We start from the raw sequence: 24,747 nt of genomic DNA, 5'->3' as shown, positions 1-24,747 counted from the left end.
CTCTCTTGCGGTTGAACCGTCAGGGTCGAGCAATAAATCGTTAACCTTGCCGCTTCCTTAACGGGCGCGCTCGGCGATCCGGCGGTCGAGATCGTCGAGATCGCCGCGCCATTGCTCGAGCGCGAAGCCGAGCGCGAAGACATGCTCCACCTGCTCCACCGGAAGGCTGCGGAGGATTCCTTCTTCTCGGAGCGCCGAGATCTCGCGCGAATAAGCGTCGAAGGCGGCGTCCAACGTCTTGCTCGCGACTGGCGCGCGCGCGCCGGTCAGCGCGGCGCCGCTCTCGAGAAGCTGGGCGGCGGCCTCGTCGGCGATCGTCGCGAGCAAAGTCTCGAGGCGCGGACGCAGCCGCTCCGGCAAAGGCGTGACTGCGGCGCGGCCGATCATCACCAGATCATGACGCATGCGCAGCAGGGCGCGCAGCAGCGGCGCGAGATCGGGCTCGGCCTCGAGGAAGACGATGCGCTCATGACGCGCCTCCTGCTCCATCTTGTCGAGACGGGCGAAGGCGTCGCCGACGCCGCGCTGGAGATCGCGAATCGCTTCCGGGTCCTGCGCCTGCGCGAAGCCCGAGAAGAGCCGAGGCAGCGCCTCGGCCATGACGGCGAGCATTTCGGCGCCGGCCTCTAGCGCGAGAATGCGGGCGCGGGCGGGAAAGACGAGATGCGACACGACGAGGGCGACGCCGCCGCCGAGAGCCACCTCGAGCACGCGATCATAGGCCGAATGAAAGGCGGTCGCATGGGTGATCGTCGGCGCGAGCACGACGATGACGCCGGTCGCCGGCGCGACGGAAAAGCGCGGCGTGAGGGCCGAGAGTAGGGCGAGCGGCGCTATAGCGAGAGCGAGCAGAAGCAGTAACGTCAGCTCATTCGCGCCGGCCACGTAATTGGAGACGAGGCCGGCGTAGATCGCGCCGCCCAGCGTGCCGAAGGAATAGTCGATCGTCGCCTTGACCGAGCGGCCGACGCTCATCTGCGTGAGGATGACGGCCGTCAGCACGGCCCATAAGATCATCGGCGTGCCGAGGAGATGGCCGATTCCGAGCGTCGCGACTGCGGCGATCGTGATCCTTGCGCCGAGCGCGAGCTGGGCGCGATAGCGGGAGAGTGGACCGATTTCCATGGGCCGAGTCCTATAACGTCTTCGTGTCCTTCCTGTCTTGGTGCTAAAAAGCCGCAAAGACAGGAACGAACTCGAAAAGAGGGCGATATGAGCCGATTGGAGGAGTGGACGGCGGAGGCGACGCCGATCGATTTCGTCGATAAGGAGAGCTGGCCGATTCTCGCCGAGACCCTGCCGCCGCCGATCGCCGCCTTCGCGCGCGCTTGCGGTTTCGACGGCAAGGTCGGCGCGCATCTGCTCGCGCCGGGGCCGGATGGCGCGCCGGCGGTGGTTCTCTTCGGCGTCGAGGCGGCAGGGGCGCGCCATCGCGATCCTTTTCTTCCCGGCAAGCTCGCGACCTCGTTGCCGCCGGGCCTCTATCGTCTGCGCGAAGGCGTATCCGATTCCTATTCGGCCGCGCTCGCCTTTTTGCTCGGCGGCTATTCTTTCTCGCGCTATGTCGCGCCCAAGAAGGAGCGTCCGCGCCTTTGCGCGCCGCAGGACGCCGATCGCGCGCGCATAGAGCGCGTCGCCGCCGCGCTCTGCTTCGGTCGCGATCTCGTCAACACGCCGGCCAATGATCTGGGGCCGGAGGCACTGGCGGAGGCCGCGCTGGCGCTCGCCGTGCGGCATGGAGCGGAGGCGCGCGTCATCGCCGGCGATGCGCTGCTCTCGGAAAATTTCCCGCTCGTTCACGCGGTCGGCCGCGCGGCGGCGCAGGCGCCGCGGCTCGTCGACATCAGCTTCGGGCCGGAAGAGGCGATGAAGGTGACGCTGGTGGGGAAGGGCGTATGTTTCGACAGCGGCGGCCTCGACATCAAGCCGAGCAGCGCCATGCTGCTGATGAAGAAGGATATGGGCGGCGCCGCCACGGCGCTGGCGCTGGCCGATATTCTAATGGGCTCTTCCGCGCGTCTGCGCCTGCGCGTGCTGCTGCCGATCGTCGAGAACGCCATTTCGGCGGACGCCATGCGGCCGGGCGATATTTATCCGAGTCGCAAGGGCCTCTCGGTCGAGATCGGCAACACGGATGCGGAAGGGCGTCTCATTCTCGCGGACGCTCTGGCGCTCGCCGCCGAGGAGGACCCCGATCTGCTGCTCGATTTTGCGACGCTCACCGGCGCGGCGCGCGTCGCGCTCGGCCCGGAGCTCCCCGCCTTCTACACGGGAGACGATTCTCTGGCGCTGGAGATCGAGACCTATGGCCGCAAGCTCGGCGATCCGGTGTGGCGGCTGCCCTTGTGGGAGCCTTATGATTCGCAGCTCGACGGCAAAGCGTCCAACATTGTGAATGTGTCGTCGAGCGGACATGCAGGCTCGATCACGGCGGCGCTGTTTCTGCGCCGCTTCGTGACCAAGCCGGAGAAATGGGCTCATTTCGATCTCTTCGCCTGGACTCCTTTCGCCAAGCCGGGCCGGCCGGAGGGCGGCGAGATTCAGACGGCGCGGCTGCTCGCCGAGCTGATCGAGGAGCGCGCCGCCCGTTGGAGCGTGAAGACATGAGCGAGAGCTTCGACAAAAGGCTGACGCCTGCGCGGCCCGATCTCGCCGCGCGCCATCTCGAGGGCAAGGTCGAGGCGGCGCGCTTCGTCGATGGGCGGCGGATGCAGGTGAGGGAAGGCGTCGCCGATCTGAAGCGCGAGCCGCGGCCCGATGCGCGGCTCGACACGCAGGCGCTCTATGGCGAGACGGTCATCGTCTATGACGATGAGGAGGGCTGGTCCTGGGCGCAGCTCGAGCGCGATGGCTATGTCGGCTGGATCGCCGCCAATGTGCTCTGGAGCCGCATAGAAACGCCGACGCATCGCGTCAGCGTTCCCCGCACCTTTGTTTTTCCGCGAGCGGAGATCAAGGACCCGCCCTTGCTCGCTCTGCCGCTCGGCGCCGAAGTGGAGATTATCGGCGAGCGCGACAAATTCCTCATCGAGGCCGGCGGCGGCTTTATCTATCGCACGCATCTGATGCCGCGCGCGGCGCACGTCGCGGATTTCGTCGCCGTGGCGGAGAGCCTCATCGGCGCGCCTTATCTTTGGGGCGGCAAGAGCTGGCTCGGCATCGACTGTTCGGGCTTAGTGCAGACGTCTCTCGCCCTCGCCGGGATAGAGGCGCCGCGCGATACGGATATGCAGGAGAAATCGCTCGGCCGCCCGCTCGCGGAAGGCGAGCCGATGCGGTGCGGCGATCTCGTCTTTTGGAAGGGCCATGTCGGCATAATGCAGAACGAAGAGCGCCTGCTGCACGCCAACGCCTTTCATCTGCAGGTCGCCAGCGAGCCCTTCGCGCCGGCGCGAGAGCGGATCGCCGCCTCCGGCTCGGCGGTGACGAGCGTGCGGCGGCTGGAGTTTTGACAGTAAGGTATTTTTGCCTTACTTTTTCGGCTCCAGGCTCGGGAGGAGAGCGTATATGGGCGCGCTGACCGTCACCGCCAAAGGGCAGGTCACTTTGCGTAAAGATCTGATGAAGCATCTGGGCGTGCGGCCCGGCGAGCAGATCGAGGTGGAGACGCTTCCAGACGGGCGCGTCGAGCTTCGCGCTGCGAGGCCGGGCGGCAAGATTTCCGATGTATTCGGCTTGCTGAAGCGAAAGGACGCGCCGTCCTTGTCGATCGAGGAGATGAACGAAATCGCCGCGCGCGGCTGGGCCGGAAAGAGATGAGGATCACGGCGGACACGAATCTGCTCGTCCGCGCGCTCACCGGCGATGACGAGCGGCAGAGCGCTCTCGCGCGTGAGGAGCTCGAAGGCGCGGCGATCGTGGCTGTGACGTTGCCGGCTCTGTGCGAATTGGTCTGGGTGCTGTCGCGGGGTTATGAAATTCCCTCGGCGGAAATTGCGGAGGCGATACGCCGGCTCATGAATACGACGACAGTGGCGGTGAATCGACCGGCGGCCGAAGCAGGTCTCGCCATTCTCGAAGCCGGCGGCGATTTCGCCGATGGCGTTATCGCTTTCGAGGGACGCTGGCTCGGGGCGGAGTTCTTCTCGTCATTCGACAAAAAGGCGACGAAGCTGCTGAAAGAGCGCGGCGAGAAGGTCCGCCTTCTATCGTGAAGCAGAGAGCTAGCGAGTGACGACAATGCCCGAGCCGCTCTATCTCGAGGATATCTTCGTCGATCAGCGCTTTCGTGGCGGGCCGCTCGAGGTCACGACGGAGGAGATCAAAGCCTTCGCCGCCAAATTCGACCCGCAGCCCTTTCATCTCGACGAGACGGCGGCGAAGGACAGCCTGTTCGGCGGGCTGGTGGCCAGCGGCTGGCACACGGCCTCGCTCACCATGCGGCTGCTGACCCAATGCGCGTCATTTTCCGGCGGGCTGATCGGAGTCGGCGGCGAGGTCGAGTGGCTGAGGCCTGTGCTGCCGGGCGATCTTCTGAGTGTCGAGGCGACCATCCTGCGCATTGCGCCGTCGAAGTCGCGCGACGATCGCGGAATGGTGAAGATGCGCGTCGTGACGTCCAATCAGCGCGGCAAAACTGTGCAGCTGCTCGACGCCAGCGTCCTCGCCTTCCGACGGCCGGCAGGGCCGTGACGCCGCGCTCGGCCGCGTGCGGCGCATGCCTCGGCTCTATTTTGCCTTTTGATAGGCGCGCAGCAGACGTCGCAGGGCGATGACGCCGGAGGCGCGGCTCGGATCATAGGTCGGATTACCGCCGGCAAAGCCCGTCGCATAATCCGAGATGACCGCCATGGCCGCGAAAGGCAGAGCGAAACGCTTGGCGAGTATCGCCTCCGGCGCGATCGACACGCCGAGCGCGTCTGCGCCGAGCAGGCGGGCCATTTTGGCTTCCGCCGGCGTCTCATAGCTCGGGCCGGAGAACCACATGAAGACGCCTTCATGCAGCGTCACCCCGGCGCCGGCGCTAGCCTGCTTGAGGCGTCGTAGCAGCCTTTTGTCATAGGCGCCGTTCATATTCACGAAATTCTGACCCGCTGCGCCGATGAGCGGATTGAGGCCGCTGAAATTGATGTGATCGGTCACGGAGAGAATGGAGGAGGGCTGAAAATCGGCGTTGGTGGAGGTGGCGAAGCCAGTGGAGAGCAGAGCCCGCACGTTCAAAAGCGTCAATGTCTCGATCGGCGAGGACATCAGGCTCGGATCGCCGCTCTCATAGAATTCCGAGCGGCCCTTGAGGAACAGCATGGGCGCGCCTTCGACGAGGCCGATCAGAAGCTCGCCGCCCTCGATCTCGGGAAATCCCGGAAGCTCGGAATAGGGTATGGCGACCGCCTGCTCCCCGATATCGGCGGCGGTGAGAAATTCGCGTCCGAGCACGACCGCGGTTTCGATCGGCCCCAGAGGATTGCGCGCGCCGATGATATCGGCGGCGTCCCTTGCGCGCGTGCTCATGAATAGCCTCGAAAGGATTCGAATCGTCGCCGCCGAGTGTGACGAAGCGGCGGCTTCGCCGCAAGTGCGCGCGGGGCTTTTGCGCGCGCGGCTCTCATCGGCTCAATCGCCCTGATGCGGCTCGGCCTCTATGCGGAAGGCGGCGGCGAAGAGGGCGCGCGTGTAATCGCTCTTGGGCGCGGCGAAGACGTCTACCGCCGGGCCTTCCTCCACCACTTTGCCGTGACGCATGACGATGAGATGCGCCGCCAGCGACTTCACCACTTTGAGATCATGGCTGATGAAGAGATAGGCGAGGCGGTGCTTGGCTTGCAGCTCGCGCAGCAGATCGACGATCTGCGCCTGCACGGACATGTCGAGCGCCGAGGTCGGCTCGTCGAGCACGATGAATTTCGGCTTCAGCACAATGGCGCGCGCGATGGCGATGCGCTGGCGCTGGCCGCCCGAGAATTCATGCGGATAGCGGTCCATCATGGCGGGGTCGAGACCCGTCTCGGCCAGAGCCTTGGCGACGATCTCGCGCGTCTCCTCGAAGGAGAGTCCCTTCATCTGCACGCCGAGGCCCTCGGCGACGATTTCCGCGATCGACATGCGCGGCGACAGCGAGCCGTAAGGGTCCTGGAAGACGATCTGCATGTCGCGGCGCAGCGGGCGCATTTCTGCGACCGATTTCGCGTCGATGCGCTCGCCCAGATAGAGGATCGGCCCCTCCGAGCGGATGAGCCGCAGCAGCGCGAGGCCGAGCGTCGTCTTGCCGGAGCCCGATTCGCCGACGACGCCGACCGTCGAGCCGCGGCGGACCGCGAGCGTGACTCCGTCCACCGCCTTGATATGGCCGACGGTGCGGCGCAGGAAGCCGCGCTTGATCGGAAACCAGACCTTGAGATCATTGGCGGCGACGAGCACCGGCTCGTCCTCGTCCTCCACCGGCGGCGAGCCCTTGGGCTCGGCGGCGAGGAGCGCCTTGGTGTAGGGATGCTCCGGCGTGGAGAAGACTTTCTCGACATCGCCCTTCTCGACGATGCGGCCGTGCTGCATCACGCAGACATCGTCGGCGAAGCGCCGCACCAGGCCGAGATCATGGGTGATGAAGAGCATGGCCATGCCATAGGTCTTCTGCACGCGCTCCAGCAGAGCGAGAATCTGCGCTTGCACGGTCACGTCGAGCGCCGTCGTCGGCTCGTCGGCGATGAGCAGGTCCGGCCGATTGGCGAGCGCCATCGCGATCATCACGCGCTGGCGCTGGCCGCCTGACAATTGATGCGGAAAGGCGGTGAGACGCTCGGATGGATTGGGAATGCCGACCTCGCCGAGCAGCTCCACGACTCGCGCGCGGATTTTTTCCGCGCCGCGCGCGCCATGCAGCTCGAGGATTTCGCCGATCTGCTGCTCGATCGTCTGCAGCGGATTGAGCGAGGTCATCGGCTCTTGGAAGACCATGGTGATCTTCGCGCCGCGAATGGCGCGCAGCTTGGCGTCCGAGAGCTTCAGAATATCCTCGCCGGAAAAGTCGATGCTTCCCGACGGATGAATCGCCGACGGCGGCAGCAGCCGCACGATGGAGAGCGCGGTGATGGATTTGCCGGAGCCGGATTCGCCGACGAGCGCCAGCGTGCGCCCACGCTCTACGGAGAAGGAGACTTTATCGACCGCGAGCGTCTCCTTGCCGCCTTGCGCGAAGGCGATAGAGAGATCGCGGACGTCGAGGAGGGGGGCACTGGTCATGAGCGGCGGCTCGTCGCATGTGTCATTGGGAAATCGCTCGCAGCAATTCATCGACGCCCGCGCGATCGGTTCGGGCTTGGCGGAGGCCGTCCGGCAGGCGCTTTATTCTGATGTCGTTCGAGACGAAATAGGCGCAACCTGCTTCCGTCGCCGTGACGATGTGAATGGCGTCTGGCAGCTTGCAGCCGATGATGCTTCGCAGCTCGGCGGTCTTGACGAGGACTTGCCGTGAGACGGGCGTCAAATCGACCGCGAGGCTTTTTTCCAGCACATTGGAATAGAGACGACGGCGCTCGCCGACGGACAAGGCGTGGAGCCGCTGGATCGGAGCGATCAGCTCTGCGAGCGTGAGCTCGCTGGTCACGGCCGCGCCATTGCGGCTCGCGAGCGCGAGCAGCAGCTCTTGCGCAGGGCCAGCCTCGTCGGCGCATGTCTCGAATGCGGCGACGAACACATTCGCGTCGAGATAGAGGAGCGGCGACGGCACTGGATCAGTTGTCCCACTCGTCGCGGAGCGAGCGAATATGCCGCGCCGCTTCCTCCGCCGAAGAGAAGACATCGCGTCTCAGGGAGAACAGCTCGGCGAGGCTCATTCTGTCGATCGGCGAGGTCTCGGTCTCGATGGTGACGGTCACGCTCGCCTTCGGGTCGAGACCTTCGCGCAGCTCCGGCGGGAGCTTTTCCGCGGGAAAGTTTTCTCGAATGATCTTGTTCATTTCGATCGAGACTTTCTGAGCCGATGGTTCAGGCTCGGCTCATTCGGCGCGCTCGCGTCGACGCTTCCGCGAGCAGATTCTATCACTTCCGCGCCGCAAAGTCTTCCCGGCCGCCGGCGCCTCACCGGAAGGTCTTTCGCGGATCGAAGGCGTCGCGCACGGCTTCGCCGATGAACACCAGAAGCGAGAGCATCAGCGCGATGATGACGAAGCCGGTGAGGCCGAGCCAAGGCGCCTGGAGATTGGATTTGCCTTGCAGCAGAAGCTCGCCGAGCGACGGCGAGCCCGGAGGCAGGCCGAAGCCCAAAAAGTCGAGCGATGTCAGCGTCGTGATCGAGGAATTGAGCACGAAGGGCAGGAAGGTCAAGGTCGCGACCGTGGCGTTGGGCAGAAGATGGCGCGTGATGATGCGGAAATTGGAGAGGCCGAGCGCGCGCGCGGCGTTCACATATTCGAAATTGCGCGCGCGCAGAAATTCCGCGCGCACCACATGCACCAGCGACACCCAGGAGAACAGCAGCAATATGCCGAGCAGCACGAAGAAGCCCGGCGCCAGGAAGGAGGAGACGATGATGAGCAGATAGAGCTGCGGCAGCGAGGACCACACTTCGATGAAGCGCTGAAACACGAGATCGACGCGTCCGCCGAAAAAGCCCTGCACGGCGCCTGCTGCGACGCCGACGACGGAGGAGACGCCGGCCAGAATGAGGCCGAACAGCACCGAGATGCGGAAGCCATAGAGCAGGCGCGCGACGACGTCGCGGCCTTGGTCGTCGGTGCCGAGCCAGTTCCATTCGATCGCCGAGCAGCCGAGATGCGCTTTGTCGGGCCCGAGCTTTTTTGCCGCTGCGGCCTCGCATTGCGCCTTGGTGAGCAGCCATGTCGGCGGCGAGGGCGCCGGCGTCGGCAGATCGAGATTATGCGTGTCGTAGGAATAGTGTATCGGCGGCCAGATCATCCAGCCATTGGCGTCGATCTCTTTCTCGATCGTCGGATCGCGATAGTCCGTGCGCGCGAGAAAGCCGCCGAATTTCTCTTCCGGGTAATCTTTGAAGATCGGGAAGAGCAGCTCGCCCTTGTAATAGGCGAGCACGGGCTTGTCATTGGCGATGAAGTTGGACGCCAGCGAAAGCAGAAAAAGCGCCATGAATATCCAGAAGGACCAATAGCCCCTGGTATTGGCCTTGAAATTCTGCAGCCGGCGGCGATCGATCGGCCGCAGGCGCAAGAGGCCGCCGCCGGGAATTTCCGGCGCGAGCTTCGTCGTCGGGGCGGGGGCGCTGGTCTCGTTCATGGCGTCAGACCTCGCGCGTCTCGAAATCGATGCGCGGATCGATCCATGTGTAGGTGAGGTCCGAGAGCAGATTCACCACGAGGCCCAGCAGCGCGAAAATATAGAGATTGGCGAACACCACCGGATAATCGCGATTGACGATGGATTCGTAGGAGAGATAGCCGAGCCCGTCGAGCGAGAAGATCGTCTCTATGAGCACGGAGCCGGTCAGGAACGCATGCACGAAGGCGCCCGGAAAGCCGGAGACGACGATGAGCATGGCGTTGCGGAACACATGGCCGTAGAGCACGCGGTTCTCGGTGAGGCCCTTCATGCGCGCCGTCTGCACATATTGCTTGCGGATTTCGTCCAAGAAGGAGTTCTTGGTCAGAAAGGTCTGCGTCGCGAAGGCGCCGAGCGTCATGGCGAGCACGGGCAGGCAGATGTGCCAGAGATAATCGCCGACCTTGGCCGGCAGCGACAGCTCGGAGAAATTCTCCGAGACGAGGCCGCGCAATGGAAAAATCTGCCAGAAGGAGCCGCCGGCGAAGAGCACGATGAGCAGCATTGCGAAGAGGAAGCTCGGAATCGCATAGCCGATGATGATGAGATTGGACGTCCAAGAATCGAAACGCTCGCCGTCGCGCACCGCTTTGGCGATGCCGAGCGGGATGGAGACGGAATAGGAGATGAGCGTCATCCATAGGCCGAGCGACATTGACACGGGCAGCTTCTCGCCGATGAGCTTCAGCACGCTCTCGTCGCGAAAATAGCTGCGGCCGAAGTCGAAGACGGCGTAATTCTTCACCATCAGCAGGAAGCGTTCCCAGGCCGGCTTGTCGAAGCCGAACTGCTTTTCCAGCTCGGCGATGAATTTGGGATCGAGCCCCTGCGCGCCGCGATATTTGGAGGCGCCTTCCGCGCCGGCGCCGGGAGTCGCCGCGCCGCCGCGGCCGACATCGCCGCCGCCGCCGGAAAAGCGCGAGGTCGCGCCCATGTCATAGCCCTGCAGCTGCGCGATGACGCGCTCGACGGGACCGCCGGGGGCGAATTGCACAATGGCGAAGGAGATGAGCATGATGCCGAGGATCGTCGGGATCATCAGCAGCAAGCGTCGCAGAATGTAAGCCGCCATAGTGGTTCAGCGCCCCGCGTAATTGATCTTGCGCGCCTTGGCGTCGTCCCACCACCATGTCGCGGCTATGCCCGTGTCGAAGCGCGGATAGCGCTCCGGGCGGCCGAACACGTCCCAATGGGCGATCCAATGCGTCGGCTTGTAGTAATGCGGAATCCAATATTGGCCGGCGATCAGCACGCGGTCCAGCGCGCGGCAGATGGCGGCCAGCTCCTCGCGCGAATTGGCGACCAGCGCTTTCTCGATGAGCGCGTCGACGACGGGATCGGCGACGCCGATGACATTTTGCGAGCCCTTGGTGCGCGCCGCCTCGGAGCCGAACATGATGCGCAGCTCCTCGCCCGGCGAATAGGCGATGCGCACGCGCTCCATGATGACGTCGTAATCATGATCGTCGATGCGGGATTTGTATTGCGCCGCGTCCACGATGCGCATGCGGGCGTTGACGCCGATCAGCTTCAGATTCTTGATGAAGGGCTGCGTGTGCCGCTCGAACATGCTGGTGTTGTAGAGGAACTCGAACTCGAGCGGCTTGCCGTCGGGCAGGCGCAGCAGGCCGTCCTTGCGCGTGCAGCCGGCCTCGGTCAAAAGATCGACGGCCTTGCGCAAGAGATTGCGATCCTGTCCCGAGCCGTCCGACACCGGCGGCTGGAACGGCGCCTCGAAGACGTCCTTAGGCAGACGATCGCGGAATGGCTCGAGCAGAGCGAGTTCGGCAGGCGTCGGAACGCCGACGGCCTCGAGATCGGAATTCTCGAAATAGGAGCTCGTGCGCTTATACGAGTCATACATCAGATTATGATTGGTCCATTCGAAATCGAATGCGTAGCCGAGCGCCTTGCGCACGCGCGGATCGGCGAACACCGGCCGGCGTATGTTCATGAACCAGCCCTGCGTTCCCGATATGTTGTAATCGGGAATTTCCTCGCGCTTCACGCGCCCGTCGCGAAAGGCGGGGAAGTCGTAGCCCGTCGCCCATATTGCCGAGGTGAATTCCTCATGCACGGTGAAGGCGCCGGCCTTGAAGGCCTCGAAAGCGACATTGCGGTCGCCGTAATAATCGAAGCGTATCGTGTCGAAATTGGCCTGGCCGACATTGACCGGCAAATCCTTCGCCCAATAGTCCGGCACGCGCTGGAAGGAGATGAAGCGGCCCGGATCGATCGCGCCGATCTTATAGGAGGAGGAGCCGAGCGGCGGCTCGAGCGTCGTCTCGTTGAACTTGTGCTTGGTGTAATAGGCCTTGGAGAAGATCGGCTGGCTGGCGACGATGATCGGCAGATCGCGGGCGCGGCCGGGCGCCAGCTTCACCACCAGAACATCGTCGGCCTCGGCCTTGGCGCTGACGAGATCGCGCAGCGATTGCGAGATCATCGGATGGCCTTCGGCCTTCAGCAGGTCGAGCGAGAAGGCGACGTCATGCGCGGTGAGCGGCGAGCCGTCGTGAAAGCGCGCCTCCTTGCGCAGGAAGAATGTATAGGTGAGCTTGTCGGCGGAGATGCGCACCTTTTTGGCCACCAGACCATAGAGCGCATCGCGCTCGTCGAGGCTGCCGGCCAGCAGCGTGTCATAGATGAGCCCGACGCCCGCCGCCGGATTGCCGCGCAAAATATAAGGATTCAGCGAATCATAGCTGTTCTTCTCGGGCGGCGGCGGCTCCATCACCAATGTTCCACCCTTAGGCGCCTTGGGGTTCACATAGGCGAAATGCGGAAAGTCCGCCGGCTCGGCGAGCTCGCCGAAAATGGAGAGCCCATGGCTCTCGGTCTCGCCCGGCGCGGCTTCGGCGAAGGCGGGGCGCACGGCCCATCCCGGCAGGGCGACCCCGGCGAGGCTCGAGAGGGCGGCGAGCGCCCGGCGGCGCGTCACAGGAAGAAAATTGCGTGTTTCAGCCAAGGTGATCTCGCTTTCGGGGCGTCAGGGCTGGCGTGAGCGCGGCGGCTCACGCGAATCCCGCGATTATGTCGGATTTTCGGGATGAAGCCATATGAGATTGCAGTCGCTTCCCATATGACGCGCGAGCCGGGGCCGCGGTTCCGCCTTCCGCGGGAGGGCGCCGGATACGCGAGGAAAGCGCCGCTTTTCGGGCAGCGGGACCGCTGGCGAGCCGGCCCCGCGAGATTTGCGGAAGCTAAATGTTGTGTCCGCTGGCCAAGGCGCCGTATTCGATGGCCCCTTTCGTATCGCGTCGGGAGCGCAGCCGAGATGACCAGAGAGCCCCGCCCGTTCCGCCACCAGGCCTTCATCGACGGCGCCTTCGTCGCCGCCGACAATGGCGCGACCTTCGCCGTTCGCGATCCGGCCACGGGCGCGGTATTGGCCGAGGTCCCGGACCTGGGCGCGGCGGAGACGCGCCGCGCGATCGAGGCCGCCGAGCGCGCTTTGCCCGGCTGGCGCGGCAAGCTCGCCAAGGAGCGGGCGCAAATATTGCGGCGCCTGCATGATCTGCTGCTCGCCGATCAGGAGCGCCTCGCGCAGATCATCACCGCGGAGCAGGGCAAGCCGATCGCCGAGGCGCGCGGCGAGATCGCCTATGCCGCCGCCTATTTCGACTGGTTCGCGGAGGAGGGCCGCCGCGTCTATGGCGATGTGATTCCGCAGCAGGCGCGCGAGAAGCGCATTCTCGTGTTCAAGCAGGCGATCGGCGTCACCGCCGCGATCACGCCCTGGAACTTCCCTTCGGCCATGATCGCGCGCAAGGCCGGCGCAGCGCTCGCCGCCGGCTGCACGATGGTGGTGAAGCCGGCCGAGCTGACGCCGCTCTCGGCGATAGCGATGGCCGAGATCGCGCAGCGCGCCGGCGTGCCGGACGGCGTGCTCAATGTGGTGACGACCAACGACCCCGCCAGCGTCGGCGCCGAGCTCACCTCCAATCCGACCGTGCGCAAGATCAGCTTCACCGGCTCGACCGAGGTGGGGAAGATTCTTCTGCGCCAGGCGGCGGAGAATGTGCAGAAATGCTCGATGGAGCTCGGCGGCAATGCGCCTTTCATCGTCTTCGCCGACGCCGATCTCGACCTCGCGGTGAAGGGCGCGCTCGCGACCAAATATCGCAACAGCGGCCAGACCTGCGTCTGCGCCAATCGCTTCCTCGTGCAGAAAGACGTCGCCGAGGCCTTCGGCGCCAAGCTCGCCGAGGCGGCCTCCAGGCTGAAGGTCGGGCGCGGCGTCGAGCCCGGCGTCGTCATCGGCCCGCTGATCGAAGAGGCGGCGGTCGAGAAGGTCGAGCGTCTCGTCGCCGACGCCCGCGCGCGCGGCGCGAGAGTGCTGACCGGCGGCGGACGGCATGAGCTCGGCGGCAATTTCTATTCGCCGACCGTGCTCTTCGATACGCGGCCGGACATGCAGATTTTCGTGGAGGAGATCTTCGGCCCCGTCGCCGCGATCACCACTTTCGAGGATGAAGCGGAGGCGCTTCGCCTCGCCAATTCGACGCATTATGGCCTCGCCGCTTATTTCTACAGCCGCGACATAGCGCGCGTGTTCCGCGTCGCCGAGCAGCTGGAGTTCGGCATGGTCGGCGTCAACGAGTCGCTGATGTCGAGCGAGGCGGCGCCGTTCGGCGGCGTGAAGCAATCGGGCATGGGACGCGAGGGCTCCAAATACGGAATAGAGAGCTATCTCGAGATCAAATATGTCTGTCTCGGCAATATGTGAGGCGCTCAGCCTGCGCGGTTCGGCGTGCCCAGCACATGCACGTCGGGCGCGATCATCACATTGTCGAAACGCTGCGTGAACATCGGCGCCGCGAAGAAGGCGACGGCGCGCAGCGTTTCCTCGCCCGTGTTGACGAGATCATGCCTCAGCGGCGTCGGAATGACGAAGACATCGCCCGGCCGCACGTGATGGACGACGCCGCCTTCTGCGCGCAATTCGCCGCAGCCGCCGAGAATATATTGCGTCTCCTCGGTGGCGTCCGTGTGCCAGCCGAGCCGTCCGCCGGGCTCGATCTCATAGACGATGGTCGAGGATTGCGTCGCGCCATGCTCGCCGCAGGAGGCGAAGGCGCCCGCCCAGCGCACGCTCGGATCGTCCACGCCGCCAACTTGCGCGCGCGGGAGGTCATTGGTGGCGACGAGGTGAATGGCGCTCATTGATCTTCTCCGAAATTCTAATCGAATTTTCCATGGCGCGAGTTCCGGGCGCGAGTTCCGGGCGCGAGTTCCTGGGACGAGTCCCGCCGCAGTCCCAACGCGCTGCGCGCGGCTTCGTTCCGCGTGCTTGACAGGGGAGCGCTGTGCGGCTCTATTGAAAGACGATGGTTCCCTCTCGAGGGATCAAAAGGGAATGCGGTGAGCGCTGGCGACGGCGCGAAGCCGCGGCTGCCCCCGCAACTGTGAGCGGCGAGCCGAGGATCAAACGAGCCACTGGAGCAGACGCTCCGGGAAGGCGATCCGAAGGCGCTGACCCGCGAGCCAGGAGACCTGCCATCAGTCGTGGTCACGCGCGATAGCGTCGGGCGGGGTGCACCGAGGCGGCCGAGACCCTTTCGCAGAGCGCGAGAGGGTCGCGACCTTTCGCAGTGACGGCCCACGTCTGCTGCGAGTCTTCCGGCAATGTCCTCCCTGTCCCATCGGGCCGCCCTCACGGGCGCTGCTTCTCATATTGCGTTTCTTTCCGCATCGCTTCTCCTTCTCGCTTCCGCCGCAGGGCAGGAGGCGCTGCCCACGGTCGAGATCGGCGCGGCGACCATCGTCTCCGCCGATCGCGTCGAAGAGCGCGTCGACAAATCCTCCTCGGCCGTCACCGTGATCCCGTCCGCGCAGATCGAGAAGCGCGGCGCGACCGGGCTCACCGAGGCGCTGCGCGGCGCGCCGGGCCTCGATCTCTATGAGACGGGCGGTCCCGGCGCGCAGACATCCGTGTTTCTACGCGGCGCGACGCCCGGCCAGACGCTCGTCCTCGTCGATGGCGTGCGCATCGGCGATCCGTCCTCCACCGATGGCTCTGTCGATCTCGGCGGCCTCGTCGCCACGGACATAGAGCGCATAGAGGTGCTGCGCGGCCCGCAATCGGCGCTCTATGGCTCTGATGCGATGGGCGGCGTCATTCACATCGTCACGCGCAAAGGCGAGGGGCGGCCGCGCGCGTCTCTTCTGGTCGAGGGCGGCTCCTACGGAACCGGACATTTGCGCGCGCGCGTCTCGGGAAGCGAGGATCGCTTGTGGTACGCATTCGCGATCGATGCGCTCACAGTCGACGGTCATCCGCGCTATGGCTATCGCATCGCGCGTCCGCTGACGATCGGCGACGGCAAGACGCCTTTGCCGCCTCTGCCGCCCAATGATCCGACCAGAAAAGGCGGCGCCAGCGCGCGCCTCGGCTATCGCGTGAATGAGGATATCGCGGTCGAGGCCGCATTCTTCGGCTATGACAGCGCGATCCGCTTCGACAATCCTTATTCCTTCTCGGCGATCGACGTCTACGATCCGCAGAACCATCAGCACGCGACATTCGCGCAATTCTATGCGCGCGTCGACGCCGACATGTTCGATCGCGCATTGCACAATCGCTTCACTCTGTTCGGCAATGTGACGAACCGCGACGTTTGGCAGGCGCGCTCCTGCTATGATGCGAGCTTCGACGCCTATAATTGCCGGCGCGGCTATCGTGGAACGCGGCGCGGCTTCGAATATCAGGGCGATCTCACGCTCGGCGGATTCGGCCTGCTGACCTTCGGCGCCCGCAATGAGACGGAGTCTGTCCGCACGTCGCAGGATCCGGTTCCGCCGACCACATTCACGCCGATCGACGCTGCGCAGACGACGCATTCGGGCTTCGCTCAGCATAAGCTCACAATGCTCGAGCGCGTCGATCTCTCCTATGGCGGCCGCATCGACGCCGTCGATCAGAACCGCACCTTCGCGACATGGCGCGCCACCGCCGCTTATCGCCTCGAGGAGACGGGGACCAAATTGCGCGGCAGCGCCGGCACGGGCGCGCGCGTCGCCTCGCTCTATCAGCGCTTCAGCCAATATGGCGATCCGACGCTCGCGCCGGAGACGAGCGTCGGCTATGACGTCGGCGTCGATCAATCCTTGTTCGGCGAGCGTCTCTACGCCTCCGTGTCGCTGTTCGAAAATCGCTTTCGCGACCTCATCGAATTCGGCCGCGCGCCGAGCTGCGCTGCGACACAGGCTTTCGGCTGCTATTACAATGTCGGCCGCGCGCGCACGAAAGGCGTCGAATTCTCCGGCGAGGCGATCGTCGTTCCCGGCGAATGGCGCTTGCGCGCCAGCTACACGCATCTCGCCGCGGAAAATCTGACGACGCATCGTAGCTTGTACCGTCGGCCGCGCGACAAGGCGACGGGCTCCCTCATCTACACGGGAATCGCAGGGCTTGAGCTCGATGCGCGCCTCAGCTACGTCGGTCCCAATCCCGACTATGACTATATTTTCTCGCAGCGCGTGACGCTCGCGCCTTACGCCAAGCTCGATCTCTTCGCCGATTACAAGATCGACGAATGCATGTCTGTGTTCGCGCGGATCGAGAACGTCAATGATGCGCGCTACGAGGAAGTCTTCAACTACGGAACGGCGGGACGCTCCATCTATGGCGGCGTGAAATTCAGCTGGTGATGAAGCTTCAGGGAGAATGAACCAATGACGAATGCGACGCCGCAACGGCGCCTGGAGCCGGATGGAACGCCGGTCGATGTCTTCGCTCTGCCGACCGACGCGCAGAGCCTCGAAGCGCTGCTGCGCGATCTTTTTCAAAATCATTGGCGCGAGATCGTGTTCGGGCCGATCATTCAAGGCGCGGCCTTCGAGATTCATGTCGATCATGCGCCGACGCATATCGGTCTTCTCGACGGCTATCTCACCATCGCTTTCGGGCAGACGCATTTTCATGTCTGCATCGGCGAGACGAAAGGACCGCGCAGCCGGCCGACGCCGCCGGAACTCGCACGGCATAGGCGCACGGCGCGCGCGGAGCTGCATCGGCGCTTCTCAGGCACATGCGTTCCCATGTCCTGGAGCCTGCAATTGTTCAATGGCGCGGATGAGCAGCAGCTCGCCGTGCTCTTGCCCAATCCGTTTCTGCATCCAGAAACGGAGAAAGTCCTGCGTGAGCCCGATTGGTCGCGGCTTTCATTGTGGGATGCGCTGCGGGCGCGCTGGCTCGGGCTCGTCGAGGCCGATCCGCTCGATCGGGCAGCGCATTGATCTTCGGCATTGATCTTCGGCAGAGCAGGGCGTCCGCCCCGCTCGTAAATAAGGAGCATCGCATGACAAGGCTTTCACTTCCCATCATCGAAGAACGCAACCTGCTGTGGAGCGGCGCGTTCATTCTCGTCGGCGCCTTCTTCTCGCTGGCTTTCGCTTGCGCGGCGCCGCTCGCGGGCTTCGCCGCCATTGCGGCGCTTACGAGCACGCGGCGCAATGCGCTGGCGCTGACGGCGGCGATCTGGTTCGCCAATCAGCTCGTCGGCTTCACCATGCTGCATTATCCATTGGATTTCGAGACGCTCGCCTGGGGCGGCGCGCTCGGACTCATCGCGCTCATCTGCTGCGAGACCGCGCGCTTTGCGGCGCGCATGTCGATCGGCGCCGGCGCGCCCTTCGCTGCGCTCGCCGCGAGCTTTCTCGTCTATGAGGGCGCGCTCTTCGCGATCACCCGCGCGGTGGGCGGCGATGTCTCGCATTATGCGCTCGCCAGCGTCGCGCGCATCTTCGCCATCAACGCCGGCGCTTTCTTCGGGCTCTGGGCCTTTGGCATCGTCTGTGCGGCCATTGGCGCTGGGCGGCGGGTCGCGTCGCTGCGCGTTTGAAGCATGTCATTGGCGCGCGTCATTCTCTCCATGGGGAGAATGACGCGAACGTCGGTGTCCGCGTCAGATGGATCGACGTGTCTCGAGAAGCGAGCCTGAAGGCTCGCGGTCCAAGCGCGGCTGTTCGAGCGCTCTCCTGGACCGCGAGCCTTCAGGCTCGCTCTTTTAAAACCGTTCAGCTTCGAAAACGCTGGCGCCTATTTCGGCGCGTGCACCAGCAGCCGCGCGACGCGGCGCGGATCGGCTTCGACGATCTCGAACTCCCAGCCCTCGACCGGCGCCGGCACGATCTCGCCGCGCATCGGCACATGGCCGGCGAGCGATGCGACGAGCCCGCCGAGCGTCGTCACTTCGGCGCCGTCGTCCTCGGGCGTGAAATCGACGCCGAGCCGCTGCGAGACTTCCTCGAGATCGGCCTTGGCGTCGATGAGATAGACGCCGTCGGATACGGTCTCTATGCGCGGCTCCTCGTCGACGTCATGCTCGTCCTCTATGTCGCCGACGATCATCTCGACGATGTCCTCCATCGTGACGAGACCATGCGTGCCGCCATATTCGTCGATGACGAGCGCGAGATGCGTGCGCGTCGCCTGCATCTTCACCAGGAGATCGAGCGCCGGCATGGAGGGCGGCACATAGAGCACCGGCTTCAGCACGGTGACGGTGGAGAGTTCCTCGGAAAAATCGATCGCGGCGAGCGAGACGGTCGGCGCATGCTCGCTCGGCGCCGGCGCTTCCGCCGTCACGGGCTCGGCGCGCTCGGCGAGCGAGGCGAGATAATCGACGAAATCGCGAATATGGATCATGCCGCGCGGATCATCGAGCGTGTCGCCATAGACGGGCAGGCGCGAGTGGCCGGCGTTGCGGAACAGCGCCAGCGTTTCGCCGAGCGTGGCGTCCTGCGCGACGGCGACAATGTCGGCGCGCGGGATCATCGCGTCGGCGACGCGCAGATCATGCAGGGCCAGCACATTTCTCAGCAGCACGCGCTCATGCGGCGTCACATCGCCGGCGGCGCCTTCCAGCGCCTCCTCTATGTCCTCGCGCACCGAAGGCGAGCCGAGCCCGATGAGCGCGCGCAGCCGATCGACGATGCCGCTTCGCTGCTCGCGCCTCGAGGCCGCGTGCTCGCCATTATCCGTCCTAGACATCGCCGTTCGATTTTCCTTTGGATGAAGCCTCCGCCACGGGCTCGGAACCTTCGTAAGGATCATTGAGGCCGAGCGCCGCCGCTATGCGGCGCTCCAGAGCCTCCATCTCTTCGGCCTCCCGTGGAGATTGATGGTCGTAGCCGATCAGATGCAGAAATCCATGAATGAGCAAATGCGTGAGATGCGCTTCGAAGCTCTTGTCCTGCTCCGCCGCCTCGCGCGCGACCGTCTCATGCGCGATGACGATATCGCCGAGCGCCATGCGGCGCGCGAGCGGGCCGGGCGTCTCGAAGGAGAGAACATTGGTGGGCTTGTCCATGCCGCGCCATTGCGCGTTCAATTCGCGGATGGTGGCGTCATCGGTGAAGTTGACGCTCAGCTCGCAGCCCGGCGCGAGCGGCGCCGCCGTCTGGGCGACGCACTCGCGCACGGTACTCTGCGTCAGCTCGTCGAGGCCCGCCTGCTGATCCCAGCAGGGCGCGGTGACGATTATATCGATCGCGACGCTCATGGCTCTCGAAGCTTCGCCTTCTCCCGTCCGGCAGCCTCATAGGCGCCGACGATTTGCCGCACGAGGTCGTGGCGCACCACATCGCCCTCGGCGAATTTCACCCTTCCGACGCCCTCTATATTGGAAAGCAGCGCGATCGCCTCGCTCAGCCCGGATTTCTGGCCGGGCGGGAGATCGGTCTGCGAGGGGTCGCCATTGATGATCATACGCGATCCGTCGCCGAGACGGGTGAGAAACATTTTCATCTGCATGGAAGTGGCGTTCTGCGCTTCGTCTAGCAAAACGCAGGCCTTGGTGAGCGTGCGCCCGCGCATGAAGGCGAGCGGCGCCACTTCTATCATGCCGGTCTGAATGCCGCGCTCCACCATGCGCGGGTCCATGAAATCATGGAGGCCGTCATAGATGGGTCTGAGATAGGGATCGACCTTCTCGCGCATGTCGCCGGGCAGGAAGCCCAAGCGCTCGCCCGCCTCCACCGCCGGGCGCGAGAGAATGATGCGCTCGACCACGCCCTGCTCGAGCAGCGAGACGGCATGGCCGACGGCGAGCCAGGTCTTGCCCGTGCCGGCCGGCCCTTCGGCGAAGACCAGCTCATGGCGCTTCAGCGCCCGCAGATAGAGATCCTGGGCGAGGTTTCGCGCCCGCACCGGCCCGCGGCGGCGCGTCGAAATCTGCTCGAAGACCGCGCGGCCGGGCTCCGCCTCGGGAAAGAGGCTGCCCTGGCGGGCCGATTCCTGTATGGCGCCATCCACGTCGCCCAATCCCACCTTCTGGCCGAGCTGCACGCGGCCGTAGAGAATTTCCAGCACGCGGCGAGCCTGCTCGCAGGCCTCGGCGCGGCCCTTCAGCGTGACATGATTTCCATTGGCGAAGCAGGAGACGGCGAGGCGCCGCTCGATTTTGGCGAGATGCTGGTCATAGAGGCCGAAAACCAGCGAGGCGTAACGATTATCCTCGAAGGCGAGCGTGATCTCCGCCTCCGGCTCGCCCGAACGCGGCGCGTCCGGCTGTTCGAAGACCCGTCTCTCGCGGTCGAGCGTCACAGGGCGGCCTCCCTCGCAGCTTCAAGGCTCGTTCGGCCGACGATGCCGCCGGCCAGCGAATTGGAGCCGGCGGCGACGATCGTCACCGGCAGAGTCTTTCCGATGAGCTCCAGGCCGCCCATCGCATGGACGGGCTGCATATAGGGACTCTTGCCGGCGATCTGACCCTCGTGCCGGCCGGCCTTCTCGAACAAGACCTCCACCGTGCGGCCGACAGTGGCGGCGTTGAACGCCTGCCGCTGCTCCTCGACCAGCGCCTGCAGAATGGCGAGCCGCTCGGATTTGACGCTCTCGTCGACCTGATCCTCGCGCTCGGCGCCGGGCGTGCCGGGGCGCGGCGAATATTTGAACGAAAAAGTGGAAGCAAATCCGACGGCGCGAATGAGCTCCAGCGTCGCCTCGAAATCCGCGTTGGTCTCGCCGGGAAAGCCGACGATGAAATCGGAGGACAGCGCGATATCCGGCCGCGCCGCGCGCAGCCGCGCGACAATGTCCAGATAAAAGCGCGCGTCATGGCGTCGGTTCATCGCTTTCAAAATGCGATCCGAGCCGGATTGCACCGGAAGGTGCACGAAGGGCGCCAGAGTCGGCAGCTCGGCATGGGCGTCGATCAGCTCCTGCGTCATATCGATCGGATGGCTGGTGGTGTAGCGCAGCCGCGTGACGCCTTCGATACGCTCCAGCCGCGCCAGCAGGCGGGGCAGGGACCAGGGCGCGCCATTCTCGTCCGAGCCGCTATAGGCGTTGACGTTCTGGCCGATGATGGTCAGCTCGCGCACGCCGGCCGCGGCCAGCGCCTCCGCCTCCTCGACGATCTCTTCCGGGCGACGCGATATTTCGGCGCCGCGCGTGTAGGGCACCACGCAGAAGGAGCAGAATTTGTCGCATCCTTCCTGCGCCGTGACGAAGGCCGTGACGTCGCGCACGCGCTTGCCTGCGGCCGCCGCGCGGCGAAGCGCCTCGAACTTGTCGGCGACGGCGAAATCCGTCTCGGCGACGCGCTCGCCGGCCTCGGCCCGGGTCAATAGATCAGAGAGGCGGTGATAGCTCTGAGGCCCGACGACGAGATCGACCGCGCGCTGGCGGCGCAGCACTTCCTCTCCCTCCGCCTGGGCGACGCAGCCGGCGACGACGATTCGGTAGTCCCGTCCTTCGGCGCTGCGCTCGCTCTTCAGCTTGGCGAGGCGGCCGAGCTCGGAATAGACCTTTTCCGTCGCCTTCTCGCGAATATGGCAGGTGTTCAGCACGACGAGATCGGCGTCGTCCTCATCGGCGGCCTCCGCATAGCCGCGCGCCGTGAGCAGATCGGCCATGCGCGTCGCGTCATAGACGTTCATCTGGCAGCCATATGATTTCACATAGGCTTTCGCGGATCCCACGGCTCCCGGCGCTTGCTCGAGGGGCAAGGCGGGCGCAGGCTTCGATGCGGCGTCGGAAATCTCGGTTTCTCCTCAACGGGCGGCGGGGTCTCGCGCCGGGGCGATATTACTCTCGCTTTCCCGGCCCGCAACGTCCGTCGCCAGAAGTTCTCGCACGCGCGCCTCGGTGGCGGCGGCGAGAGCCTTGCGGTCGCCGGAGCCGGGGTCCACGGCCTCGCCCCACAATATATGGCATTTTGCGCCGCCGCGCTTCATCAGACTCCATAAATGTGGGAGGAAAGTCATATCCCCGTACCAGCCGACGTCCAGCCGGCCGCCGGGCGCGCTTTTTCGCTCCGTGTAGAGAATGGCGGCCGGGGCGAGCGTGGGCGCGGCCGCATTGGCGGCGGCGAGATCGCTCAGCATGGCGAAATGCGAGGCGTTGAATTTCAGCACGCCGGCGCCGTCGCTCGACGTGCCTTCCGCAAAGACGACGATATCGTCACCCTGTCGCAGTCGCTCCGCCAGAGCCGCATTGACGATGGGGATGGCCCGTCGATTGCCGCGCTCGACGAAGACGGTGCCCTGCAGCCGCGCCAGAAAGCCCAGCACAGGCCAGGCGGAGACCTCGGACTTCGCCAGAAAAACCAGCGGATAGCGGCTGGCGAGGGCGATGATGTCGGTCCAGGAGACATGATTGGCCACGACGAATCGGGGACTCGTTCCTGCGAGCCGGCCCTGCTCGCGCACATCTATGCCGATGATGGCGCACATCACGCGGCAAAAGCCTGTCTGAATATTGTGGCGCAGCTCCCAGCGCCGTCTCCGCGCCAGCCATTGGATGGGGACGAAGACGACGAAGGCCCCGGTCATCGCCAGGACGAAAGCGATCGCGCGCAGATAAGGCATGGCCCTGTCTCTAACGCGCGAACGACGGTTTCGTGACATGGTACGATTATTATCGGTCGATAAATTGCACCACTACTGGTTTGACGTAGGTTGACTGGCTGAGAATCAGTTACTGTAGCCTTTACGATTCTAAAAAATGATCGGAATGTGGATTGGCAATGAACGACCTACTAACGGACTGGCCCCACGCAAGTGTAGCAAAACTAATCGATGAGCGCCACTCACAGGAGTTGGTGATCGCTCTTGTGGGGCCTGTTGGGTCAGAGGTGTCGACGGCGGCGCAATACATTTCCGATATTCTCACTCACGATTTCAAATATAAGGTCTGTGATACTATCAAGCTTAGCAATATAATTAAAGATGAGGCGTGGCGTGTCGGTGTTCAAAAAATTCCAGATTTTACCTCTAATGATTACCTTATAGTAATGCAGGAGGCTGGAAATTCGCTACGAAAAAGATTTGGTGGCGACTATATTGTGCAGAAGGCAATACAAAAGATTGTAGATTTTCGTCGGGCGAATGGTGGGTATGCAGATGGAGGAACGCAACAGCCGCGTCGTTTTGCGTATATCCTAGACTCTTTAAAAAATATTGAGGAATTGCAGCTTCTAAGAACTTTATACGGAGAAAGCTTGTGTGTATTTGGTATTTTTGCACCAGATACGACTCGTAAAGACAGGTTGATAAATAGCGGTGCGCCAGAAAGTGCGATAGACAAAATAATGGACAGAGATCAGGGGGAGGTCGCGACATTTGGACAAAAGACAAGAAAGCTATTTGTTGATTCAGATTTTTTTATTTGTAATGATCGAAAAAAGGAGGAGTTAAGAAGTAGGGTCGATAGATTCTTAGAAATTATTTTTGATGTAAAAATTCATACACCTACAAGAGCGGAATCTGCAATGTATGAGGCTGTCGCGGCATCAGTAAATTCTGCTTGTATGTCTCGACAGGTTGGTGCTGCGATTGTTTCGCAAGATGGCGAACTTATATCAGTTGGATGGAACGATGTGCCAAAATTTGGTGGCGGCCTTTATCGAGAAGATGATCAAAACATTGTCGACACAGATAAGTCAACGTTTTCGGATAAAGATAGTAGATGCTTCAACTGGGGTGGAGCGGTTTGCCATAACGAGTTAAAGAAATCAGCAATTATCGAGAAGATGGCGAAAAATATAAAAGATGCAAATATTGTAAAGAAAAATATAAATATACAAAAAGTTAAAGATTTGCTTGGCGGTACTGATATCGATTCTATAATTGAATTCTCACGAGCAATCCATGCTGAGATGGAAGCGATATTGGCTGTAGCGAGAGAGGGAAGGCATTCTTTGTCTCGTGCAACTCTATATACGAGCACTTATCCTTGTCATAATTGTGCGCGACATATAGTTGCCTCTGGGATTGCAAAGGTCGTTTACATTGAGCCTTATTTAAAAAGTCGCGCTATTGAATTACATTGCGATGCAATAACTGAAGATCCAGATGATAGAACGCACGTCGTTTTCCGCCAATACGACGGCGTCGCGCCGAAAAACTATTTGAAACTTTTTCGTCCATTGGTCCAACGAAAATCAGACGGGCGTTTGTCACCACGGCATAAAAAGTCGGCAGTGCCTGTGATGCGTGTGCCATTGGACTCACAAACGGAGCATGAGGAAAAAGTGATGGCAGACCTCAGGCATAAGGAGGGGAGCTAAG

24 protein-coding genes and 1 riboswitch are annotated in these 24,747 nt (G+C 63.4%); of the genes, 10 read left to right on the top strand and 14 right to left on the bottom strand.

What is annotated here, in order from left to right; all coding sequences use genetic code 11:
* Nucleotides 1–57 precede the first annotated feature (57 nt).
* Nucleotides 58–1,125, bottom strand: a complete 1,068-nt coding sequence (locus K369_RS09815; RefSeq protein WP_036290722.1) for an FUSC family protein — start codon at nt 1,123–1,125, stop codon at nt 58–60.
* 87 nt (nt 1,126–1,212) lie between these two features.
* Here K369_RS09815 and K369_RS09810 point away from each other — a divergent pair, with 87 nt between their 5' ends.
* From K369_RS09810 to K369_RS09790, 5 genes are read left to right on the top strand one after another with little or no spacing between them, the layout of a single operon-like run.
* Nucleotides 1,213–2,607: a M17 family metallopeptidase gene (locus tag K369_RS09810; protein ID WP_036290720.1), complete on the top strand. Its 1,395-nt coding sequence runs from the start codon at nt 1,213–1,215 to the stop codon at nt 2,605–2,607.
* A complete protein-coding gene (locus K369_RS09805) occupies nt 2,604–3,452 on the top strand; it encodes an NlpC/P60 family protein (RefSeq protein WP_036290718.1) in 849 nt (282 codons plus the stop codon). Before K369_RS09810 ends, K369_RS09805 begins: the two co-directional genes overlap by 4 nt.
* A gap of 55 nt (nt 3,453–3,507) precedes the next feature.
* On the top strand, nt 3,508–3,759 hold the full coding sequence (locus K369_RS09800; RefSeq protein ID WP_036290715.1) for an AbrB/MazE/SpoVT family DNA-binding domain-containing protein: 252 nt from the start codon (nt 3,508–3,510) through the stop codon (nt 3,757–3,759).
* A complete protein-coding gene (locus K369_RS09795) occupies nt 3,756–4,154 on the top strand; it encodes a type II toxin-antitoxin system VapC family toxin (RefSeq protein ID WP_036290712.1) in 399 nt (132 codons plus the stop codon). Before K369_RS09800 ends, K369_RS09795 begins: the two co-directional genes overlap by 4 nt.
* A gap of 25 nt (nt 4,155–4,179) precedes the next feature.
* Nucleotides 4,180–4,632: a MaoC family dehydratase gene (locus tag K369_RS09790; protein ID WP_036290709.1), complete on the top strand. Its 453-nt coding sequence runs from the start codon at nt 4,180–4,182 to the stop codon at nt 4,630–4,632.
* Between the two features lie 36 nt (nt 4,633–4,668).
* On the opposite strand, the gene K369_RS09785 is transcribed toward K369_RS09790, so the two are convergent.
* From K369_RS09785 to K369_RS09755, 7 genes are all read right to left on the bottom strand, one after another.
* A complete protein-coding gene (locus tag K369_RS09785) occupies nt 4,669–5,451 on the bottom strand; it encodes a purine-nucleoside phosphorylase (protein WP_036290706.1) in 783 nt (260 codons plus the stop codon).
* Between the two features lie 102 nt (nt 5,452–5,553).
* Complete coding sequence (locus tag K369_RS09780) at nt 5,554–7,176, bottom strand: ABC transporter ATP-binding protein (RefSeq protein ID WP_036294745.1); 1,623 nt, start codon at nt 7,174–7,176, stop codon at nt 5,554–5,556.
* Nucleotides 7,177–7,198: 22 nt separating this feature from the next.
* Complete coding sequence (locus tag K369_RS09775; RefSeq protein ID WP_036290703.1) at nt 7,199–7,663, bottom strand: type II toxin-antitoxin system VapC family toxin; 465 nt, start codon at nt 7,661–7,663, stop codon at nt 7,199–7,201.
* A 4-nt stretch (nt 7,664–7,667) separates the two neighbouring features.
* On the bottom strand, nt 7,668–7,892 hold the full coding sequence (locus K369_RS09770; protein ID WP_036290700.1) for a hypothetical protein: 225 nt from the start codon (nt 7,890–7,892) through the stop codon (nt 7,668–7,670).
* Between the two features lie 121 nt (nt 7,893–8,013).
* A complete protein-coding gene (locus K369_RS09765) occupies nt 8,014–9,186 on the bottom strand; it encodes an ABC transporter permease (protein WP_018265732.1) in 1,173 nt (390 codons plus the stop codon).
* Nucleotides 9,187–9,190: 4 nt separating this feature from the next.
* Nucleotides 9,191–10,300, bottom strand: coding sequence for a microcin C ABC transporter permease YejB (locus K369_RS09760; RefSeq protein ID WP_036290698.1), 1,110 nt, complete (start codon nt 10,298–10,300; stop codon nt 9,191–9,193).
* A gap of 6 nt (nt 10,301–10,306) precedes the next feature.
* Nucleotides 10,307–12,196 (bottom strand): extracellular solute-binding protein, encoded by a 1,890-nt coding sequence (locus tag K369_RS09755; protein WP_198033095.1) that lies wholly within the window; start codon nt 12,194–12,196, stop codon nt 10,307–10,309.
* Nucleotides 12,197–12,505: 309 nt separating this feature from the next.
* Here K369_RS09755 and K369_RS09750 point away from each other — a divergent pair, with 309 nt between their 5' ends.
* A complete protein-coding gene (locus K369_RS09750; protein ID WP_036290695.1) occupies nt 12,506–13,957 on the top strand; it encodes an NAD-dependent succinate-semialdehyde dehydrogenase in 1,452 nt (483 codons plus the stop codon).
* Between the two features lie 5 nt (nt 13,958–13,962).
* Here K369_RS09750 and K369_RS09745 read toward each other — a convergent pair whose 3' ends face one another.
* Nucleotides 13,963–14,394 carry a cupin domain-containing protein gene (locus K369_RS09745; protein WP_036290693.1) on the bottom strand — a complete coding sequence of 144 codons (432 nt, stop codon included), beginning with the start codon at nt 14,392–14,394 and terminating at the stop codon, nt 13,963–13,965.
* A 148-nt stretch (nt 14,395–14,542) separates the two neighbouring features.
* A riboswitch (cobalamin riboswitch) is annotated at nt 14,543–14,747 on the top strand.
* 109 nt (nt 14,748–14,856) lie between these two features.
* On the opposite strand from K369_RS09745, the gene K369_RS09740 reads away from it, so the two are divergent.
* From K369_RS09740 to K369_RS09730, 3 genes are all read left to right on the top strand, one after another.
* On the top strand, nt 14,857–16,881 hold the full coding sequence (locus K369_RS09740; protein WP_036290690.1) for a TonB-dependent siderophore receptor: 2,025 nt from the start codon (nt 14,857–14,859) through the stop codon (nt 16,879–16,881).
* A 24-nt stretch (nt 16,882–16,905) separates the two neighbouring features.
* Entirely contained in the window at nt 16,906–17,469 is a 564-nt protein-coding gene (locus K369_RS09735) for a hypothetical protein (RefSeq protein ID WP_051949189.1), read from the top strand.
* A gap of 62 nt (nt 17,470–17,531) precedes the next feature.
* Nucleotides 17,532–18,074 carry a hypothetical protein gene (locus K369_RS09730; protein ID WP_036294739.1) on the top strand — a complete coding sequence of 181 codons (543 nt, stop codon included), beginning with the start codon at nt 17,532–17,534 and terminating at the stop codon, nt 18,072–18,074.
* A 197-nt stretch (nt 18,075–18,271) separates the two neighbouring features.
* Here the strand turns inward: K369_RS09730 and K369_RS09725 are convergent, their stop codons facing one another.
* Genes K369_RS09725 through K369_RS09705 form a run of 5 tightly spaced genes read right to left on the bottom strand, consistent with a single transcriptional unit; the run spans nt 18,272 to nt 23,046 of the window.
* On the bottom strand, nt 18,272–19,225 hold the full coding sequence (locus K369_RS09725; protein WP_036290687.1) for a hemolysin family protein: 954 nt from the start codon (nt 19,223–19,225) through the stop codon (nt 18,272–18,274).
* The gene (gene ybeY / locus K369_RS09720; protein ID WP_036290683.1) at nt 19,218–19,736 is read right to left on the bottom strand and encodes an rRNA maturation RNase YbeY; all 519 of its coding nucleotides are present in this window, start codon (nt 19,734–19,736) and stop codon (nt 19,218–19,220) included. Before ybeY ends, K369_RS09725 begins: the two co-directional genes overlap by 8 nt.
* Nucleotides 19,733–20,779: a PhoH family protein gene (locus K369_RS09715; protein ID WP_036290680.1), complete on the bottom strand. Its 1,047-nt coding sequence runs from the start codon at nt 20,777–20,779 to the stop codon at nt 19,733–19,735. Before K369_RS09715 ends, ybeY begins: the two co-directional genes overlap by 4 nt.
* Nucleotides 20,776–22,218 carry a tRNA (N6-isopentenyl adenosine(37)-C2)-methylthiotransferase MiaB gene (gene miaB / locus K369_RS09710; RefSeq protein ID WP_084570624.1) on the bottom strand — a complete coding sequence of 481 codons (1,443 nt, stop codon included), beginning with the start codon at nt 22,216–22,218 and terminating at the stop codon, nt 20,776–20,778. The genes K369_RS09715 and miaB overlap by 4 nt, the downstream gene beginning before the upstream one ends.
* Before the next feature lie 12 nt (nt 22,219–22,230).
* On the bottom strand, nt 22,231–23,046 hold the full coding sequence (locus K369_RS09705) for a lysophospholipid acyltransferase family protein (protein ID WP_036290677.1): 816 nt from the start codon (nt 23,044–23,046) through the stop codon (nt 22,231–22,233).
* A 158-nt stretch (nt 23,047–23,204) separates the two neighbouring features.
* On the opposite strand from K369_RS09705, the gene K369_RS25545 reads away from it, so the two are divergent.
* Entirely contained in the window at nt 23,205–24,746 is a 1,542-nt protein-coding gene (locus K369_RS25545) for an anti-phage dCTP deaminase (RefSeq protein WP_084570623.1), read from the top strand.
* Nucleotide 24,747 lies beyond the last annotated feature (1 nt).

Origin of the sequence: Methylosinus sp. PW1, from assembly GCF_000745215.1 — a bacterium.
GTDB lineage: Bacteria > Pseudomonadota > Alphaproteobacteria > Rhizobiales > Beijerinckiaceae > Methylosinus.
Note: the sequence above shows the minus strand (reverse complement) of the source record. Positions and strands in the feature narration are given on the sequence as shown.